Raw genomic sequence first — 15,165 nt, 5'->3', positions numbered from 1 at the left:
TCATGGCCGTCTGCAATTCCATCCCTTCTCCGGACAGCTTCGCGCCGAGCCTGCTCACCTTCCTCGACTGCCAGGCGCAAGCGATCGGGGCCGGCGGCTATGGTGCGCTTGCCGCGCCCGGATCGCCCGCGTCGGTTCTGCTCACCGGCATGGTCACGCTGCTGATCGCACTCCTCGGTTACCGGATGCTGCTCGGGCACACACCGACGGTGCGCGAAGGCGTGCTGACCTTCGTCAAGATCGGGCTGGTGCTGGTGCTCGCGACGAGCTGGCCCGCCTATCAGATCCTCGTCTATGACATCGTCCTGCGCGCGCCCGCCGAGCTTGCCGCGACGATCGGCGGCGCGGCGAGTCTGCCGGGAAGCGGCGGCGGACTGGTTGCGCGGATCGATGGCGTCGATCAGGCGCTCGAGATTCTCGCGATCGAAGGCGTCGGGCCGGTGCCGCTGGGCGCGGATGGGCAGCCGGTGATGCCGTCGGTGCCGCCGCCGCCGTTTATCGGCTTCGACAATTTCGCGCTGGGGTTCGCGCGCGTGATTTTCCTCGTCGCGACAATCGGCTCCTTCGCCGTGGTGCGCATTGTCGCCGGGCTGTTGCTGGCACTGGCACCACTGTTCGCCGCCTTCCTGCTCTTCGACGGGACGCGCGGGCTGTTCGCGGGCTGGCTGAAGGCGCTGCTCGGCTCGGCGCTCGGCAGCCTTGGCATCGCGATCACGCTCGGCGTGACGCTCGCCTTTCTCGAGCCCTGGCTCGCTACGCTGCTTGCGTGGCGTGGTGCCGGGCTCGACATCATGGGCGCGCCCGCGCAATTGCTCGCCGCGGCGGCGATCTTCGGACTCGCGCTCGCGGCGGTACTGTTCATTGTCAGCCGTCTGACCTTGAGCCTTCACATCCCGGCGTGGATGCAGGCCTCACCGATCCGTGACGTTCGCGATGGCGCTCGGCGTGCCGAAGGCGCGCGTCAGCCCGCCGCCGACCACGCGCCGATCGAAAGCCGCTCGCGCGCCGCGGCGATCGCCGACGCGGTTGCGATCAGCCAGCGCCGCGAAGCGCTTGCAACCGATGGCACGGGCGACTCGCGTGCCGCCTTCATCGCCCGCAGCGTCGCCGACCGTGACCGGGGTGAACGCACCGCCCCTCAATCGGCGGCGCAGGCCTCGACGCGCCGCACCCGCCACCGCATCTCCTCGCGCGCCCTTGCCAGAGACCGACAATCATGAAGAAATCCAGCCGCGAAGCGCTCGACGCTTATTATTCCGAAGCGGGAAGCTGGGCGAAGGATCAGGCCGATGCGCTGCGCGCGTCGCGCCGCACCGCCTGGTGGGTCGCGGGCGCGGCGTCGGTGATCGCGGTGTGCGAGGCGCTGGCTCTCTTGTTTCTCACCCCGCTCAAGACGGTCGAGCCCTATACATTGCTGGTCGATCGCCAGACAGGGTTCGTCCAGCCGCTGAAACCGCTCGAACCCGACGCGATCTCGCGCGAACGTGCACTCACCCAATCCTTCCTCGTCCAATATGTCATCGCCCGCGAAGGCTTCGATATCGAACTTCTCCAAGGCGACTATCGCAAGGTCGCGCTCTGGTCCGCGGGCAGGGCGCGCGACGATTATCTCGCGGCCATCCAGGCCTCGAACCCCGAGAGCCCGCTCGTGCGGCTGCCGCGCAGCGCGCGCATCGACGTCGAGGTCAAGAGCGTGACGCCGATGAGCGACGACAGCGCGATGGTGCGCTTCGATACGCGGCGCCGCGACGCGGGCGGGCAAGTGGCGCCGGCGCAGCCGTGGGTCGCGATCGTCCATTTCGAATATAGCGGCGAGCCGATGAGCGTTGCCGACCGCATGATCAACCCGCTCGGGTTCAAGGTGACAAGCTATCGCAAGAGCGCCGAGGCGCTGCCGATTCCAGCGTCGTCGTCGCCCGGCACCGCGGCCGACGCACCGGACGCAGCCCCGGCTACCGACGCTTCCCAGCCGGTTGTGGTCCGCCGATGACCGCTCGCCTCGCCTTGGCGGCGCTCCTGCTGCTCACGGCGCCCGATGCCGCAGCGCGGGCGAGCCCGCAGCCGGGCTATGGCGACGCGCGGATGCAGACGGTCGATTATCGCCGCGACCAGGTCGTCGAAATCGAGGGCGCGCCGGGCTATCAGGTGATGATTGCGCTCGCCCCCGACGAAGTGATTGAGCATGTCGCGCTCGGCGACAGCGGTGCCTGGCAGGTCGCGCCGAGCCAGAGCGGCAACATGCTGTTCGTGCGCCCCTCGCAGGGCGGGGTCAGCACCAATATGACGGTCATCACCAGCGCGCGCTTCTATGCCTTTGATCTGGTGCCGTCCAATGGCGCGCCGCCCTATGAGGTCCGGTTCCGCTATCCCGCCGAAGAGGCCGGCTATGTTGCCGCGGAGCCGACCGCGAGCGGCCACCCTGTCGGTCTCTACCGCGTGCGCGGAACGCGCTCGCTGCGGCCCGTGCGGCTGCACGATGACGGCCGCCGGACCTATATCGAATGGCCTGCCGATGTCGCGCTTCCTGCCGTCTTCTTCATCGACGAGCATGGCCGCGAACGCCTCGCCAACGGCAATATGCGCGGGTCTCTCTATGTGATCGACAGCGTCCATGCCGAGCTCCTGTTCCGGATCGACCGCAAGACCGCGCGCGCAAAGCGCTACCTTCCGAAGGACGAGGCGTCTTGAGCGCGCCTGGCCCAGAGGCGCCCGTTCCCGATGCCGCTGCCGAGCGCAGCGTATTGCCGCAGGTCGCCCGGCCGCGGGCGGGCGTGTCGGGCGTCGCGATCGGGATCGGCGCGGTTCTGGCCGCCGGCCTGCTGTTCTCGGTCCTCGATGCGCGGCGCCGCGCCTTGTCTGCGCCCGCGGTGCGCGCAGCCCCATCCGACCTTGCGAGCGTATCGCAAGCGCCGCCCGCGCTCTTCATTCCCCCGCTGCCCCGTGCCGCACCGCCGTCCGCGCCTGTGCCATCAGCGCCGCCTGCGTCCTTACCCGCGGCCGTGCCCCGCGCCGCGCCCCGGCCCGATACAAGTCCGCCGCCCGTTTATGCGCCGCCGCCCAGCTATGGTCCGCCGCCCGAGGCCGCGCCGCCGCGCACGAGTAGCGGCGCGATCCTCGTCGTCGATCAGGGCAGGCCCTCTGCCGCCGATGGTGCATCGCCGCCCGCGGCCGACGCCCGGACCGCCGCCTTGCAGGGCCCTGCCCACCGCAGCCGCGCCGGATCGATCGCCAACCGCGCGACCACCGTGCCGCAGGGCACGCTGATCGCCGCCGTCCTCGAGACCGCGATGAACTCGAGCGGGGCGGGGTTCGCCCGCGCACTCATCCAGCGCGACGTGCGCGGGTTCGACGGCACGCGCGTTCTCATTCCGCGCGGTAGCCGGCTCATCGGCGAATATGCCTCCGATACGAGCCCCGGTCAGAAACGCGCCTTCGTCACCTGGACACGGCTTATCCGGCCCGATGGGGTGACGATCGCGATCGGATCGCCCGCGACCGACCCTGTCGGCGTCGGCGGCGTGCGTGCGAGCGTCAACAGCCATTTCCTCGAGCGGTTCGCCGGCTCGATCCTTCAGACCGCGATGCTCATCGGCGGCAATCTTGCGGCGCGCTCGGTCGGAGACTCGGTCGTGATCGCGCTGCCCGGGTCGCTGCCGGGCGCCGGGGCGATGACGCAGGCGACGCAGATCCCGCCGACGCTGAGCGTCCGGCAGGGCACGAGCATCAGCGTGTTCGTCGCGCGCGATCTCGACTTTACCGGGAGCGAGACGGCACGATGACGGCGACCGCGCTCGCCGACCGCGTCTATCTCGCGAGCTATCTGGCGCCGCTATCCTTCGCGCTCGACCGCGCCGACGTGACCGACATCTATATCAACCGGCCGCACGAGCTCTGGATCGAGACGCTGGGCGGCACCATCGAACGCCACGATGTGCCCGCGCTCGACAGTGCGCTCCTCGCGCGGCTGGCGCGGCAGGTCGCGGCGCCCAATCACCAGGGGATCAGCCGCGAACATCCCTTGCTCTCGGCGAGCCTGCCCGACGGATCGCGCATCCAGATCGTCGCACCGCCCGCGACGCGCGGGGAGATCGCCATCGCGATCCGCAAGCATGTGTCGGCCGAGCTGACGCTCGACGATTATGTGACAGCTGACGCGTTCCGTGACGTTCGCAAGGCTGGGCTGAAGGAATCCGCCGCGATCGCGCGTGTTCGCGCGCTCGTCCACAGCGGCGATGTCGCATCGGCGTTGCGCGAAGCGGTGCGCGGGCGCCTCAATATCCTGATCTCGGGCGGCACCTCGTCGGGCAAGACGACGTTCCTGGGTGCCCTCATTCGCGAGATACCGGCCGAGGAACGACTGGTGCTGATCGAGGACACGCCCGAGATAAAGCTGGCGCATGAGAATGCCGTCGGCCTGATCGCCGCGCGCAGCGCGCTCGGCGAGGCGGCGGTGACCGCCAATGACCTCGTATCGGCATCGCTTCGCATGCGGCCCGACCGCATCATCCTCGGCGAGCTTCGCGGGCCTGAGGCCTTCGCCTTTCTCCGCGCGATCAACACCGGGCATCCGGGATCGATGACGACGATCCACGCCGACAGCACCGAGCGTGCGTTCGAGCAGTTGGCGCTGTTGGTTCTGGAAGGGGGATCAACGCTCCAGCGCGAGGATATCCTTGCCTATGTGCGCACGACGGTTGACGTCGTGCTGCAACTCAGCCGCGATGCGACCGGACGCCACGTGTCGGGAATATCGGTTGGAGTAGAGTAAGCGCCAATGTAAACGTCATATTATTGAAGTAAAAATGACATAATTCAGGTTCTAATGGCCAAAAATTGTCAGCTCTTTGCCAAACAACCACTTTGGTTATAATAATTTAATGACGATTTAGAGTTCAGCTTGACTGTACAAATTGTGGGTAATAGCCAAAAGGCAGGGGCGGAAACAGCGCCCATCTAACTTCCGTTTCCTGTAATTTGGATAGGGGCGCTCATGAAACATGTGCGATTGATTCTTGCGATGCTGCCGGCACTTGCAGTGGCAATGCCCCGCGATCGCCTCCGAGACGATCAGCTACACCTACGACGCCAAAGGTCGCCTCGTGAAGGTCGTGCGCTCGGGCAGCGTCAACAGCGGCGTTACGACAGATTATGAACATGACCCGGCCGACAACCGGTCCCGGGTCAAGGTAACGAACAGTTCCAATCCGACCCCGACACCAACCCCCACGCCCGCCGGATGCACCTTTACAGCAGCACCGGATTTTACGGGCGGATCCGACGAATTCTCGGTTTATCCCTATATCATGCGGAACAATGAGTGCGCGGCGCCCGTGACGCTGTCCTATACGATCATGCGCGTTTCCGGGTCCGGCCAGTACAGCATTTACGATGCGCCATTTGGAGGGACTGGGCCATTCTTGCCTGGCAATTCAAGCGATCTTTATCGGGCTGTGCAGGTGTCGCCGTGGGCCAGTACGATCGATCCTGGAGACAATCTCGTCCTGAATATTAGCTGGACTGTCACCTCGATGAATGCATCAATCACAGACGCTGATATCTTGATTAGGTTTTGCTATAATGGCGCGGGGTGTTGACGGATAGAAACGCGCCGATTCTTTTTTCAGGGATTACGGTGACAGGTGCATAAACCCCTAAGCTGATCCATTCCGGCGCCAACTGGCTTTTCGCTGGATTGATCCTTCGCTCGGCTTGCCCGACACGGGGGGCATGGCCAGACTACCCCGCATCGTCCTTCCCGGCATCGCGCACCGAACGACTGGAAATGGTGGAGCAACCGGGCGCTTTGCGGCGCTGAGGACGACGGCATCGTTATCGTCGCACCGGCGCTGGAGCGGGTAGGAGATTTTACTACCTTTCTGGACGAGGCCTTCGATGAACCTTCACTTACGCCGCTCTTCGCAAAGCGGAGCGTATCGGTAGGCCGGTCGGTTCCCTGCAATGTCTGAAGGATATGGAGGCGAAGACGGGCCGCGCGCTCAAGCCGCCGAAGCGCGGACCCAAGCTGCAGAATATTTAGGGGTTATTGCACCTATCTCCGTAATTCCTGGGCAATTGTTTCAGCCCTTACGATCGCAGAAGTCTAAAGCTTCTGCCTCCGATCCCTATACAAGAACCTCCGTGCCGACCAGGCGCTAGATTGTTCTTTTATTATAGATCAAACAACTATCCTTCTTGTTCCATCGAATATTATATAAGATTCAAATGGAAGATCATCACATGCGAATACGACCCTGAATCCATTAGACAAAAAAAGCACCATATTGTTTTTCTCAAAAGCAATATTATAAATTTTAATTCCAACTATATTATTAATTATATTTATTATAGAATTTTCTCCATAGAATGAGTTTATACTTATAAATTCTTCATAAAGGAAAGTGGTTATGTGAGCGCCCCCATCAAAAAATATGGATATCTGGTTTTTTTCAACACTGAAAGAAGTTATGTCTTTCCCAATGAAAGACTGTAAATTAAATTCTTCGATATGTTTCATAACAAAATTCCAAGTTTTTTCTCTCTATTTTTAGTACGCAGGGGCCTCGCAAAAGAGGACGCAAACAATCGCTCCAAGGACTCTTGACCTCATCTGCTTACCCCACGACAGCCAGCCACCATCTTCATTTCTATCAATTGCTACCTGCTCGGAAAATCGAAAATGCTTGTCATATGCACCTTCTGGCAAAGGCACATGCGTTCGCGCACGCGTCTCTGCTGAGGACATATTCCCTGGCGGCTTCCCCGTCGATATATCCAAAGGCTGCTTGCTTCCGTTGGACAGCTGCTTCTCCAGCTTCCAATACCCGTTAGGGTAAATCTCGCTCGGGGCACCAACACGCACACTCGTTCCAGGAGGTGGATTCCTTGGTGGCAGCTGAGGCGGATTGGTAGGCTCAATGACCTGCTGAGGAGGCTTGGGCTGCCCTGCTGCTGGAGATGAGTATCGCCCTCCGTCTCCTCTGTTACCGGCATTGACTGACCGATCCAATTGGTTGGTGCTCCAGTCATATCGCCCGCCGCCGAGCATCTCGAGGATGCTTCCTCCCGAGCAGTTGCCGCCAACAGCCCCCTGTATAAGCGAGCCACAATCTGTGCCGTTGGGATCAGTATTATTGATAGGGTCACCTACCACATAGGCATAGAGGTTGACCTGATCTTCATAACCGATGGGGTCGGTTTGGAGGAACCGTCCGAGGGTTGGCGAGTAGATGCGGGCCTTGTAGTGGTACATGCCGAGCTCGGGGATCCACGCCTGGCCGGTGTACTGGAACCGCCCGAGGTTGCCCGGCTTGGGGATGCCATATTCATCATAGGCGTTGATCGCGATCGCAGCGCCGGACATGTCGGTCACCGCGATGACGCTGCCCTGATGATCGGTGTGGAGCCAGCGCGACATGGTGCCGCTGCCCTCATACCACACAACCGGATCGTCGATATTCTGGCCATGCGCATAACGACGCAGCAGATTGCCAGTGCCATCATATTCCGCGACCAGTTGATCGCCGTCATACAGGAACCGCGTCGACGCGCCGCCGCCCACCGTCTCATACAGACGGCCCAGCGGATCATAGCGCAGCGTCGCATTCGTCGCACCGCTCGCGCTTACCAACCGATTCTCGATGTCATAGACATAGGTTGTCGATCCGTCCGACGTCAGGTTGCCGTTCGCGTCATAAGCGAACGCCGCCGGGCCCGCCGCGGTATATTGGTTGAGCCCGTTCGCCGTGTAGTTGCGATCAACGTTGAAGTGGCCGGTCCAGGCATAGGCATCATTGTCGCGGCTCTGCTGCGCGACCTGCGACGCGGGCGTATAGCCATAGGTGAGCGCCACATCCTGCGCGGCGCCCGTCACATTGTGCGTCAGCGCGTTGAGGCGCCCGGTCGGATCATAGCCGAAGGATGATAGGGGGCCATAGCGAGCCGCTTGGCTCGATCGCAGCCCACGATCATTATAGCCGTAAGTCACCATTTCAATCGTGGAGCCGATCGCGCCATGAAAGAGGACGCTCATTCGATCGAGCCCGTCATAGCTATAGCTGTGCTTGACGTTATCCGGCCAACTCAGTTGCGTCCGATTGCCATTTTTGTCGTACCAGTAGGAGAGCGCCCTGGAGACCCCATCCATCGTGAGCGCTGACGAGGTCATGCGCCCAAAGCCGTCATAGGCCGTCGTCACCCCGTCCGATACCGCCGCCGCGCTGTCGAACCGCGCGTAGGTCTGAAGTCCGCGAAGGTCATAGCCATAATGGACGTCGCGCGTGTGCGTCGCCGCGAGGCCGCTGCGCTCGGGAACGATCTTCACTATGTTGCGGTTCAGCGCATCATATTGATAGGTGATGACGCTGCCGTCGCGCTTCTTCAGGCTCGTGCGATTGCCGTTAAGCGTTGTCGTCCTTTGTCACTCGGACTTTCTGCAATGCTCTTTCTAGCGCGGATGTATCGGAAGGCGGTGGCCCTCCTCCCGGTTTGTCAAAGGTATCAAGCCACCGGTCATCTGCGCCCGATTGAATGAGAGCTCTGCCATCTTTATTCAAATCGCTGAAAAATACCACTAAATCGTCAGAGTACTTAATATCATTGTTAATTAAAAGATCGTTCTTTTTGAGAAAACCTACAAAGCTACTATATATAAGTCGTATTTGTTCATACCAAACATTGTCTTTGACCCATTTATTTGGATCGTTAGAGCTCTGGATCTTGACATCTCGTGAAAGAGTAGTCGGCATGTCGATGATCTTGTAGTTAGTTTTCATATTCAGTTACACCTTCTGATCTCGCTGACACCGGAAACCTCGCAAAGCTTTCCAGTTTCCCGGTCTCTAATGTGTGTTCCACCGGCATCCCTGACTCGCTCCTCCTTCGCTAACTGCCCTGCTTTTGGAGCCGTAGGACTCGTTGTTTCAACGGTTTTCGCCTTGTCGCCTCGTATTACCGCATGGTCGACGCGTCGAGCTTCGCCGGATTTTGGATCACGTACAATCCGACCACTGCTATCTCTTAGCGTGCTTTGACCCTGAACGCGCGCGCCGGGGTTTTCTCGTCGCAGCGCGGCGGCGACTTCCCTCTCTCTCCGGGCTCCGTTTGCTGCATTTTGAGACATCTGCTCAGCGCGTGCAGTGCGCGCAGATACCGCCGCTGCCCCGACGTCCGGGATCGGCCCGTCCAGAATATCGACAGCCACCGCTACTACTGTCAAAGCCGTTAGAGCGCGATTGCCGATGTCGCTCCATGTCAGGTTGGCGTCGACGCAAGCCGCTCCCGCCGTAATGCACGGAGACTCCATTCCAGTGGGGTCTACCCGGTTCACGGGATCATTGTTTACATAAGCATAGAGGTTGACCTGATCCTCATATCCGATCGGATCGGTCTGGAGGAACCGTCCGAGGGTTGGCGAGTAGATGCGGGCCTTGTAGTGGTACATGCCGAGCTCGGGGATCCACGCCTGGCCGGTGTACTGGAACCGCCCGAGGTTGCCCGGCTTGGGGATGCCATATTCATCATAGGCGTTGATCGCGATCGCAGCGCCGGACATGTCGGTCACCGCGATGACGCTGCCCTGATGATCGGTGTGGAGCCAGCGCGACATGGTGCCGCTGCCCTCATACCACACAACCGGATCGTCGATATTCTGGCCATGCGCATAACGACGCAGCAGATTGCCAGTGCCATCATATTCCGCGACCAGTTGATCGCCGTCATACAGGAACCGCGTCGACGCGCCGCCGCCCACCGTCTCATACAGACGGCCCAGCGGATCATAGCGCAGCGTCGCATTCGTCGCACCGCTCGCGCTTACCAACCGATTCTCGATGTCATAGACATAGGTTGTCGATCCGTCCGACGTCAGGTTGCCGTTCGCGTCATAAGCGAACGCCGCCGGGCCCGCCGCGGTATATTGGTTGAGCCCGTTCGCCGTGTAGTTGCGATCAACGTTGAAGTGGCCGGTCCAGGCATAGGCATCATTGTCGCGGCTCTGCTGCGCGACCTGCGACGCGGGCGTATAGCCATAGGTGAGCGCCACATCCTGCGCGGCGCCCGTCACATTGTGCGTCAGCGCGTTGAGGCGCCCGGTCGGATCATAGCCGAAGGATGATAGGGGGCCATAGCGAGCCGCTTGGCTCGATCGCAGCCCACGATCATTATAGCCGTAAGTCACCATTTCAATCGTGGAGCCGATCGCGCCATGAAAGAGGACGCTCATTCGATCGAGCCCGTCATAGCTATAGCTGTGCTTGACGTTATCCGGCCAACTCAGTTGCGTCCGATTGCCATTTTTGTCGTACCAGTAGGAGAGCGCCCTGGAGACCCCATCCATCGTGAGCGCTGACGAGGTCATGCGCCCAAAGCCGTCATAGGCCGTCGTCACCCCGTCCGATACCGCCGCCGCGCTGTCGAACCGCGCGTAGGTCTGAAGTCCGCGAAGGTCATAGCCATAATGGACGTCGCGCGTGTGCGTCGCCGCGAGGCCCGCGCGCTCGGGAACGATCTTCACGGTATTGCGGTTCAGCGCATCATATTGATAGGTGATGACGCTCCCGTCGCGCTTCCTCAGGCTCGTGCGGTTGCCGTTCGCGTCATAGCCATATTGCTCATAATCGGTTGTCGACACCACGCCGGGCGTCGTCGGCGACGGGAAGTTCCATTTCACCTGCCGATCGTGACCGTCATAGGTCATCGACGCCGTGTAGCCGCGCGCGTCGGTCAGGCTCGTCCGCTTGCCATTCAGGCTGTAAGTGTAGGTCGCATAATCTTCCTGCAGCGGCGTGCCATAGGCTTTCTGGACCTTGGCGAGCTGTCCCGCCGCATCATAGACATTCTTCGTGATCCGGTCGGGACCGAAGCTCCCTTCCGTCCCCAGCGTGCAGGCGCTCGCCGGCAGGGTGCCGTAAACGGCCGGATTCATCCGCTGCGCTACGCACTCGAGGCGACCGACGCTGTCGTAGCTGTATTGGACAAGCCCGGTCGCAACGCCGTCCGAGCCCTTGGTGACAACCCTGACCTTGCGATAGACGATATCGTAGCTCGTCTCGATCGACGAGAGAATGGTGAACCCGGTCGCGGGCGATGCTGTGGCCGTCGGCCAGCTTGCCGGCGCGATCGCCTCGGACTGCCAGCCGGCAAGCTCGCCGGTCTCGATCTTGGTCGGCAAGCCAACGGCGTTATACGTCGTGCGGGTCGCGGCGAACTTGAGCGGCCCTGCTCCGTCGGGATCGGGCGCGATCGTGCCGGTCGTGCGGCCCGCGGCGTCGTAGCGCACGGCGCTGGTGTAGGGCGATGGCGAGGATTGGGCATGCGCTGCCGTAGCCAGCCCACACAAGGCTCCGAGGATCGTCAGCGCAGACAGACACTGCTTCATGGCTCGATCCCTCCTTACGAACATGACGTCAGATTGGCGGCTGGCTTCGTCTCGCTGATCTTGCGACCTTGCGCGTCATAGCCGTAACAGGTCCGCAGCGTCTTGCCGTCCGCGGTGACCGCGACGCCGCGGACAAGAAGATTGTTCGGACCGCTGTTCGGGCCATAGTCATAATCGGTGATGACCTCGTCGGCCGCGCCGCCGGCGCAGCTCGCGCCGGACGCGGCGGTGGCCCTGCAATAACGTTCGCGCGTCAGCACCCACACTGGCGTCGGAGCCTGAACATAACCGCCCGCTGAATTCTTCACCCACGCATAGCGCTGCGCATATTCATAGCGCTTCTGCGGCGCCACGCCCCCGACCGCCGGACCGGTTTCCGTCAGCACGCCGCCATGCACCGCATCATAGGTGTAGCTTGTCGTATTGCCGTTCGCGTCGGTCTTCGTAAGGGGCTTCTCGCACGCTTTCAAGTTAACGCAGGGCGACGTGTAAGTTGCCGTCGCCACAACATCAGGCAACCCCGATCCCGGCTTCGCGACCTTGCGGATTTCGGTCGGCTGCGGAATCAAGCCGTAGGATGCAGGCGGTGTCGCATTATCATAGGTGTAGTGGGTGTAATTGCCCTCAGGATCGGTCACGCGCTGCAGGACCGAGCGCAATCCTCCCGCCCAGGTGTAAACATAATTCCATTCGCGGCTGTTCTGATCCCTGACCTTGCTGGGCTTCGAGCCGCTGGCACCCATAAAAGTGTATCGAACACTCGTTAAATCCGGTGCGACGACATCCGTTTGCTGATTGGAGGGCGATATTTCCCATGGCTGACCATCGTCGGCGTAGCTATAGGTCCAGGTAGCCCCGTTGGCGAACGCCTGGGACAGCACCTTGGCCGAACTATAATAATTAATCGTAACATTGGGTGACGCTTCGCCGGGATTAGTGATTGTAGAAATTCCGTCGGTGAAGCCGGTCCCGCCATAGCCATAGGTCGTCGTTTGACCCACCGCGTCAGTATAACCGGTCAGCTTGCATGCGTTGGTGGTGCAGGCATATCCATATTGGATGGAGGGTGACCCCCCCGGGCATGGCGCGGTGACCGATGCATAGCTATGTGACAGATTGACTGCGCATACCTGCGTGATCCGGATCGTGGGGCTGGTGGCGAAGTTGAAGCCAAGCGCCATTCCCCGGTTGCTGCTTACCAGCCGCAGACGCGAGGAACTGTCATAACCGAAGGTCCATTTGGTCCCGTCGGGGTAGCTGATATCGGTTGCGAGGGCACACCATGGGCCGGGAAGGCCCGTCGCAAAACATCCGGGGTTGGGAAAGAGCGCCGTCCCGAACTGAATGACCTCGCCATCGGGACCGGTATAGGTGTAGGGGCCCAACCAGGACGACATGGTCAGCTTTTGATACCCGCCCGATCCGCCCTCGTAGAACATCGTCGAGCTGCCATAGCCCTGATAGAAGACATCGACGCTGGAACCGCGCACCACATGGAAGCGATAGCTCGGCCGCCCTGGGCCGTTGGGCTCTTCTTGAAACTTTTGAACAACAAGCTGAACCTGAAGATTGTGCGTCGCGTTTGACCCAAGCGGACCGGCCCCGCCACCACTGACGTTATGAATACGCGTTAATGGAATGGTGATAGGCCCCGCGCCGGCTACGATATCCGTGTTGCTGTAAAGGAAAGTGCCGCGTTGCAGATCCACTTGTCCCTCGCCCACAAAATAGTCTTTCTGCGGTGGCACACCCTGCGCCCATGCCGCAGGTGACATGGTCAAGACCAAGCTGGCGCAAAGGGAGGCGAGCCCTACCAATCGTGCGGCCAACCAGTTCCACATATTCCGAGCCATAGCGCCGATGCCGAATGTGCCCACGTCGATCCCCCTTCAAAGCTGTTCCCAAATTTCCGGCGCGCAGCGCGTCTGCCGATCAGGGTGGTGGGTTCGGGGAATTCGTTGTCTTCAGCCGCGTGCGGTTATCGGCCTTGTCATGCTCGTAATCGACGGTGACATTGTTGTTCACCGTGCCGGTCCGAACCACTTTCACCAGTCGACCCTTAGCATCGTAAGTATAGGTGATGGTTTCTGTTGCATTCAGCGTGGAAGCTGCGCCCACCAACGCTACGCAAAGCAAAGCACAACGCATCGATACTTCATCCTGCACGGGCGAGCGTGACTATCTCCGCTCGCAGATGTTGTTAGAAGCTATCGGCGTGAAACCGGCGGTCAATCTAACCGTTTGAGAAAACCCCGGAATTCGGTCGAAATTATTTGATCCAAATTGGCAGTATCGATCTGTTATGTGTATTAAAGGCACAGAGTATTTTATTATGCAATTTTCATTCAATAATTCTGACTTTATCGAAACTATATAATTGCATCCTAAGATTCGCTTTGCGCTAATTCATCCTTCGCGTCCAGTTGGCACGGATCGTCAGATTGAGCCGTCCGGCAACCGGCAAATTCACCGCAACATTTGAAATCGAGCGCGGTCTCAAATGAGCGCACACTGGCGGCGGCAGGCTGCCGCCAGAGGTCGCACGTTTTCACGGTGGCCGCGCAGCGCTCTTGTCTCGTTTCTTGGTGCCGCGGCGCGCGGCCCTTGCGGCGGGACGCAGCGCCTGGCGCTGCTCCAGGCGCGGCACTGGCCACGCCCGGCCCGCCGCCTGCCCGTGCACGCTGCGGCGCCTGCGGCTGCGACAAAGGCGCATTTGTTCTACGAGGTTGACGCCGCGCCGATCGCACGGCGGCGCTGCGCGTGAGCCGGCCACGGACAGCGTGTCATTCGGCGAACCGCTGTGGGACCGCGCGGCGGGGGCGCAAGCCGTCGCTACGCGTCGGCTCCTCCACTGCGTTGCGCCCTTCGGGCGCGCCTCGTCCTTTGGCGCGGTCCCGTCGCCTTTCCTCGCCGCCCGCCCGGCCATCCAAGGCCCGGTGTGGTGGAAGGAAAGGAAGACTATCATGAAGCTCGATTTTATCGATTTGGACCATCTGTCAATTGCCGCGACCAACATGCGAAAGAAGGGCAAAGACCCCGATGTGTCCGGCCTGCTCCCCAGCGTTCGCGCGCGCGGCGTGCTGGTTCCGCTGCTCGTTCGGCCGAACTGTTCGCATAGGCATTATGAATCGTCGCCGGACGTCGGCGCTTTACCGCCGTCCATGCCGTGGCGCGCGAGGGCGGAATTGGGAGGCCTCCCCTGCGCGATTCTCGACGATGCCGATGGGCTCGAAGCGTTGATGCTGGAAATCTTGCGCGGGTCCGGCCTGACGACGTCAGCCAGCAGAAAGCTTTTGGTCACAACGGTCAAATCGGGGGTAGAGTGGACGAAGTTGCCGAGACATTCGTGATTGAGCTGGGCACGGTGAAGCTTATTCTCGCTCTCGACGATCTTTTGCCGCGCGTCGCGGCGCAGCAAAGATGATCTATTGCGAGCCGTCAATAGGGCTATTTGCGATATCGTTCATAATCAACCTGTAGCCTTGCAGAAGAAGGCGGATCGCGGAAGCATCATGGATGTCTGGTGACCCCTACGGGAATCGAACCCGTGTTTCAGCCGTGAGAGGGCCGCGTCCTGACCGCTAGACGAAGGGGCCTTGTGGGTCGGATTGTTCGAAAGCGGCGCGCCGACCGCGCGCCCATGTCGCGTGCATTGCCGATGGTGACCCCTACGGGACTCGAACCCGTGTTTTCGCCGTGAAAGGGCGACGTCCTAGACCGCTAGACGAAGGGGCCGTCTGATCGGTGAAGCGGCGCCTTAGACGGGCGTTTCCGCGCGGTCAAGCATGGGA

At 61.1% G+C, this 15,165-nt stretch carries 13 protein-coding genes and 2 tRNA genes; 8 read left to right on the top strand and 7 right to left on the bottom strand.

All coding sequences use genetic code 11. The annotated features are described in order from the left end of the window. Nucleotides 1–2: 2 nt before the first annotated feature. The 6 genes from VSX77_RS06895 to VSX77_RS06870 all read left to right on the top strand — a co-directional run bounded on the left by VSX77_RS06895 (nt 3) and on the right by VSX77_RS06870 (nt 5,594). Complete coding sequence (locus tag VSX77_RS06895) at nt 3–1,220, top strand: type IV secretion system protein (RefSeq protein WP_338426912.1); 1,218 nt, start codon at nt 3–5, stop codon at nt 1,218–1,220. Beyond that, the gene (locus VSX77_RS06890) at nt 1,217–1,990 is read left to right on the top strand and encodes a virB8 family protein (RefSeq protein ID WP_338426911.1); all 774 of its coding nucleotides are present in this window, start codon (nt 1,217–1,219) and stop codon (nt 1,988–1,990) included. Before VSX77_RS06895 ends, VSX77_RS06890 begins: the two co-directional genes overlap by 4 nt. Further along, complete coding sequence (locus VSX77_RS06885; protein ID WP_338426910.1) at nt 1,987–2,688, top strand: TrbG/VirB9 family P-type conjugative transfer protein; 702 nt, start codon at nt 1,987–1,989, stop codon at nt 2,686–2,688. Before VSX77_RS06890 ends, VSX77_RS06885 begins: the two co-directional genes overlap by 4 nt. Further along, nucleotides 2,685–3,779, top strand: coding sequence for a TrbI/VirB10 family protein (locus VSX77_RS06880; protein WP_338426909.1), 1,095 nt, complete (start codon nt 2,685–2,687; stop codon nt 3,777–3,779). The genes VSX77_RS06885 and VSX77_RS06880 overlap by 4 nt, the downstream gene beginning before the upstream one ends. Continuing rightward, nucleotides 3,776–4,768 carry a P-type DNA transfer ATPase VirB11 gene (gene virB11, locus VSX77_RS06875; protein WP_338426908.1) on the top strand — a complete coding sequence of 331 codons (993 nt, stop codon included), beginning with the start codon at nt 3,776–3,778 and terminating at the stop codon, nt 4,766–4,768. Before VSX77_RS06880 ends, virB11 begins: the two co-directional genes overlap by 4 nt. A gap of 262 nt (nt 4,769–5,030) precedes the next feature. After that, nucleotides 5,031–5,594 (top strand): hypothetical protein, encoded by a 564-nt coding sequence (locus VSX77_RS06870; protein WP_338426907.1) that lies wholly within the window; start codon nt 5,031–5,033, stop codon nt 5,592–5,594. Between the two features lie 581 nt (nt 5,595–6,175). Here VSX77_RS06870 and VSX77_RS06865 read toward each other — a convergent pair. The 5 genes from VSX77_RS06865 to VSX77_RS06845 form a co-directional block, all read right to left on the bottom strand. Beyond that, nucleotides 6,176–6,514: a hypothetical protein gene (locus tag VSX77_RS06865; RefSeq protein WP_338426906.1), complete on the bottom strand. Its 339-nt coding sequence runs from the start codon at nt 6,512–6,514 to the stop codon at nt 6,176–6,178. Nucleotides 6,515–6,544: 30 nt separating this feature from the next. Next, nucleotides 6,545–8,320 carry an RHS repeat domain-containing protein gene (locus tag VSX77_RS06860; RefSeq protein ID WP_338426905.1) on the bottom strand — a complete coding sequence of 592 codons (1,776 nt, stop codon included), beginning with the start codon at nt 8,318–8,320 and terminating at the stop codon, nt 6,545–6,547. Nucleotides 8,321–8,396: 76 nt separating this feature from the next. Next, entirely contained in the window at nt 8,397–8,771 is a 375-nt protein-coding gene (locus VSX77_RS06855) for a hypothetical protein (protein ID WP_338426904.1), read from the bottom strand. 2 nt (nt 8,772–8,773) lie between these two features. Further along, the gene (locus VSX77_RS06850; protein WP_338426903.1) at nt 8,774–11,374 is read right to left on the bottom strand and encodes an RHS repeat domain-containing protein; all 2,601 of its coding nucleotides are present in this window, start codon (nt 11,372–11,374) and stop codon (nt 8,774–8,776) included. A gap of 14 nt (nt 11,375–11,388) precedes the next feature. After that, nucleotides 11,389–13,251 carry a DUF6531 domain-containing protein gene (locus VSX77_RS06845; RefSeq protein WP_338426902.1) on the bottom strand — a complete coding sequence of 621 codons (1,863 nt, stop codon included), beginning with the start codon at nt 13,249–13,251 and terminating at the stop codon, nt 11,389–11,391. Between the two features lie 203 nt (nt 13,252–13,454). Here VSX77_RS06845 and VSX77_RS06840 point away from each other — a divergent pair, with 203 nt between their 5' ends. Beyond that, a complete protein-coding gene (locus tag VSX77_RS06840; protein WP_338427296.1) occupies nt 13,455–13,619 on the top strand; it encodes a hypothetical protein in 165 nt (54 codons plus the stop codon). Between the two features lie 718 nt (nt 13,620–14,337). Then, a complete protein-coding gene (locus tag VSX77_RS06835; RefSeq protein ID WP_338426900.1) occupies nt 14,338–14,724 on the top strand; it encodes a hypothetical protein in 387 nt (128 codons plus the stop codon). 171 nt (nt 14,725–14,895) lie between these two features. Here VSX77_RS06835 and VSX77_RS06830 read toward each other — a convergent pair. Both VSX77_RS06830 and VSX77_RS06825 read right to left on the bottom strand, forming a co-directional pair. Further along, nucleotides 14,896–14,970 (bottom strand) — tRNA-Glu (locus tag VSX77_RS06830). A 63-nt stretch (nt 14,971–15,033) separates the two neighbouring features. After that, nucleotides 15,034–15,109, bottom strand: a tRNA-Glu gene (locus VSX77_RS06825). Nucleotides 15,110–15,165: the final 56 nt, after the last annotated feature.

The organism is Sphingopyxis sp. TUF1, from assembly GCF_036687315.1.
Classification (GTDB): domain Bacteria; phylum Pseudomonadota; class Alphaproteobacteria; order Sphingomonadales; family Sphingomonadaceae; genus Sphingopyxis; species Sphingopyxis kveilinensis.
Note: the sequence above shows the minus strand (reverse complement) of the source record. Positions and strands in the feature narration are given on the sequence as shown.

Bases quoted from the DNA above. Each gene is read 5' to 3' on its own strand.
- virB11 (WP_338426908.1), top strand. From the start codon at position 3,776: ATGACGGCGACCGCGCTCGCCGACCGCGTCTATCTCGCGAGCTATCTG.
- VSX77_RS06885 (WP_338426910.1), top strand. From the start codon at position 1,987: ATGACCGCTCGCCTCGCCTTGGCGGCGCTCCTGCTGCTCACGGCGCCC.
- VSX77_RS06840 (WP_338427296.1), top strand. From the start codon at position 13,455: ATGGTTTCTGTTGCATTCAGCGTGGAAGCTGCGCCCACCAACGCTACG.
- VSX77_RS06835 (WP_338426900.1), top strand. From the start codon at position 14,338: ATGAAGCTCGATTTTATCGATTTGGACCATCTGTCAATTGCCGCGACC.
- VSX77_RS06890 (WP_338426911.1), top strand. From the start codon at position 1,217: ATGAAGAAATCCAGCCGCGAAGCGCTCGACGCTTATTATTCCGAAGCG.
- VSX77_RS06855 (WP_338426904.1), bottom strand. From the start codon at position 8,771: ATGAAAACTAACTACAAGATCATCGACATGCCGACTACTCTTTCACGA.
- VSX77_RS06850 (WP_338426903.1), bottom strand. From the start codon at position 11,374: ATGAAGCAGTGTCTGTCTGCGCTGACGATCCTCGGAGCCTTGTGTGGG.
- VSX77_RS06895 (WP_338426912.1), top strand. From the start codon at position 3: ATGGCCGTCTGCAATTCCATCCCTTCTCCGGACAGCTTCGCGCCGAGC.
- VSX77_RS06865 (WP_338426906.1), bottom strand. From the start codon at position 6,514: ATGAAACATATCGAAGAATTTAATTTACAGTCTTTCATTGGGAAAGAC.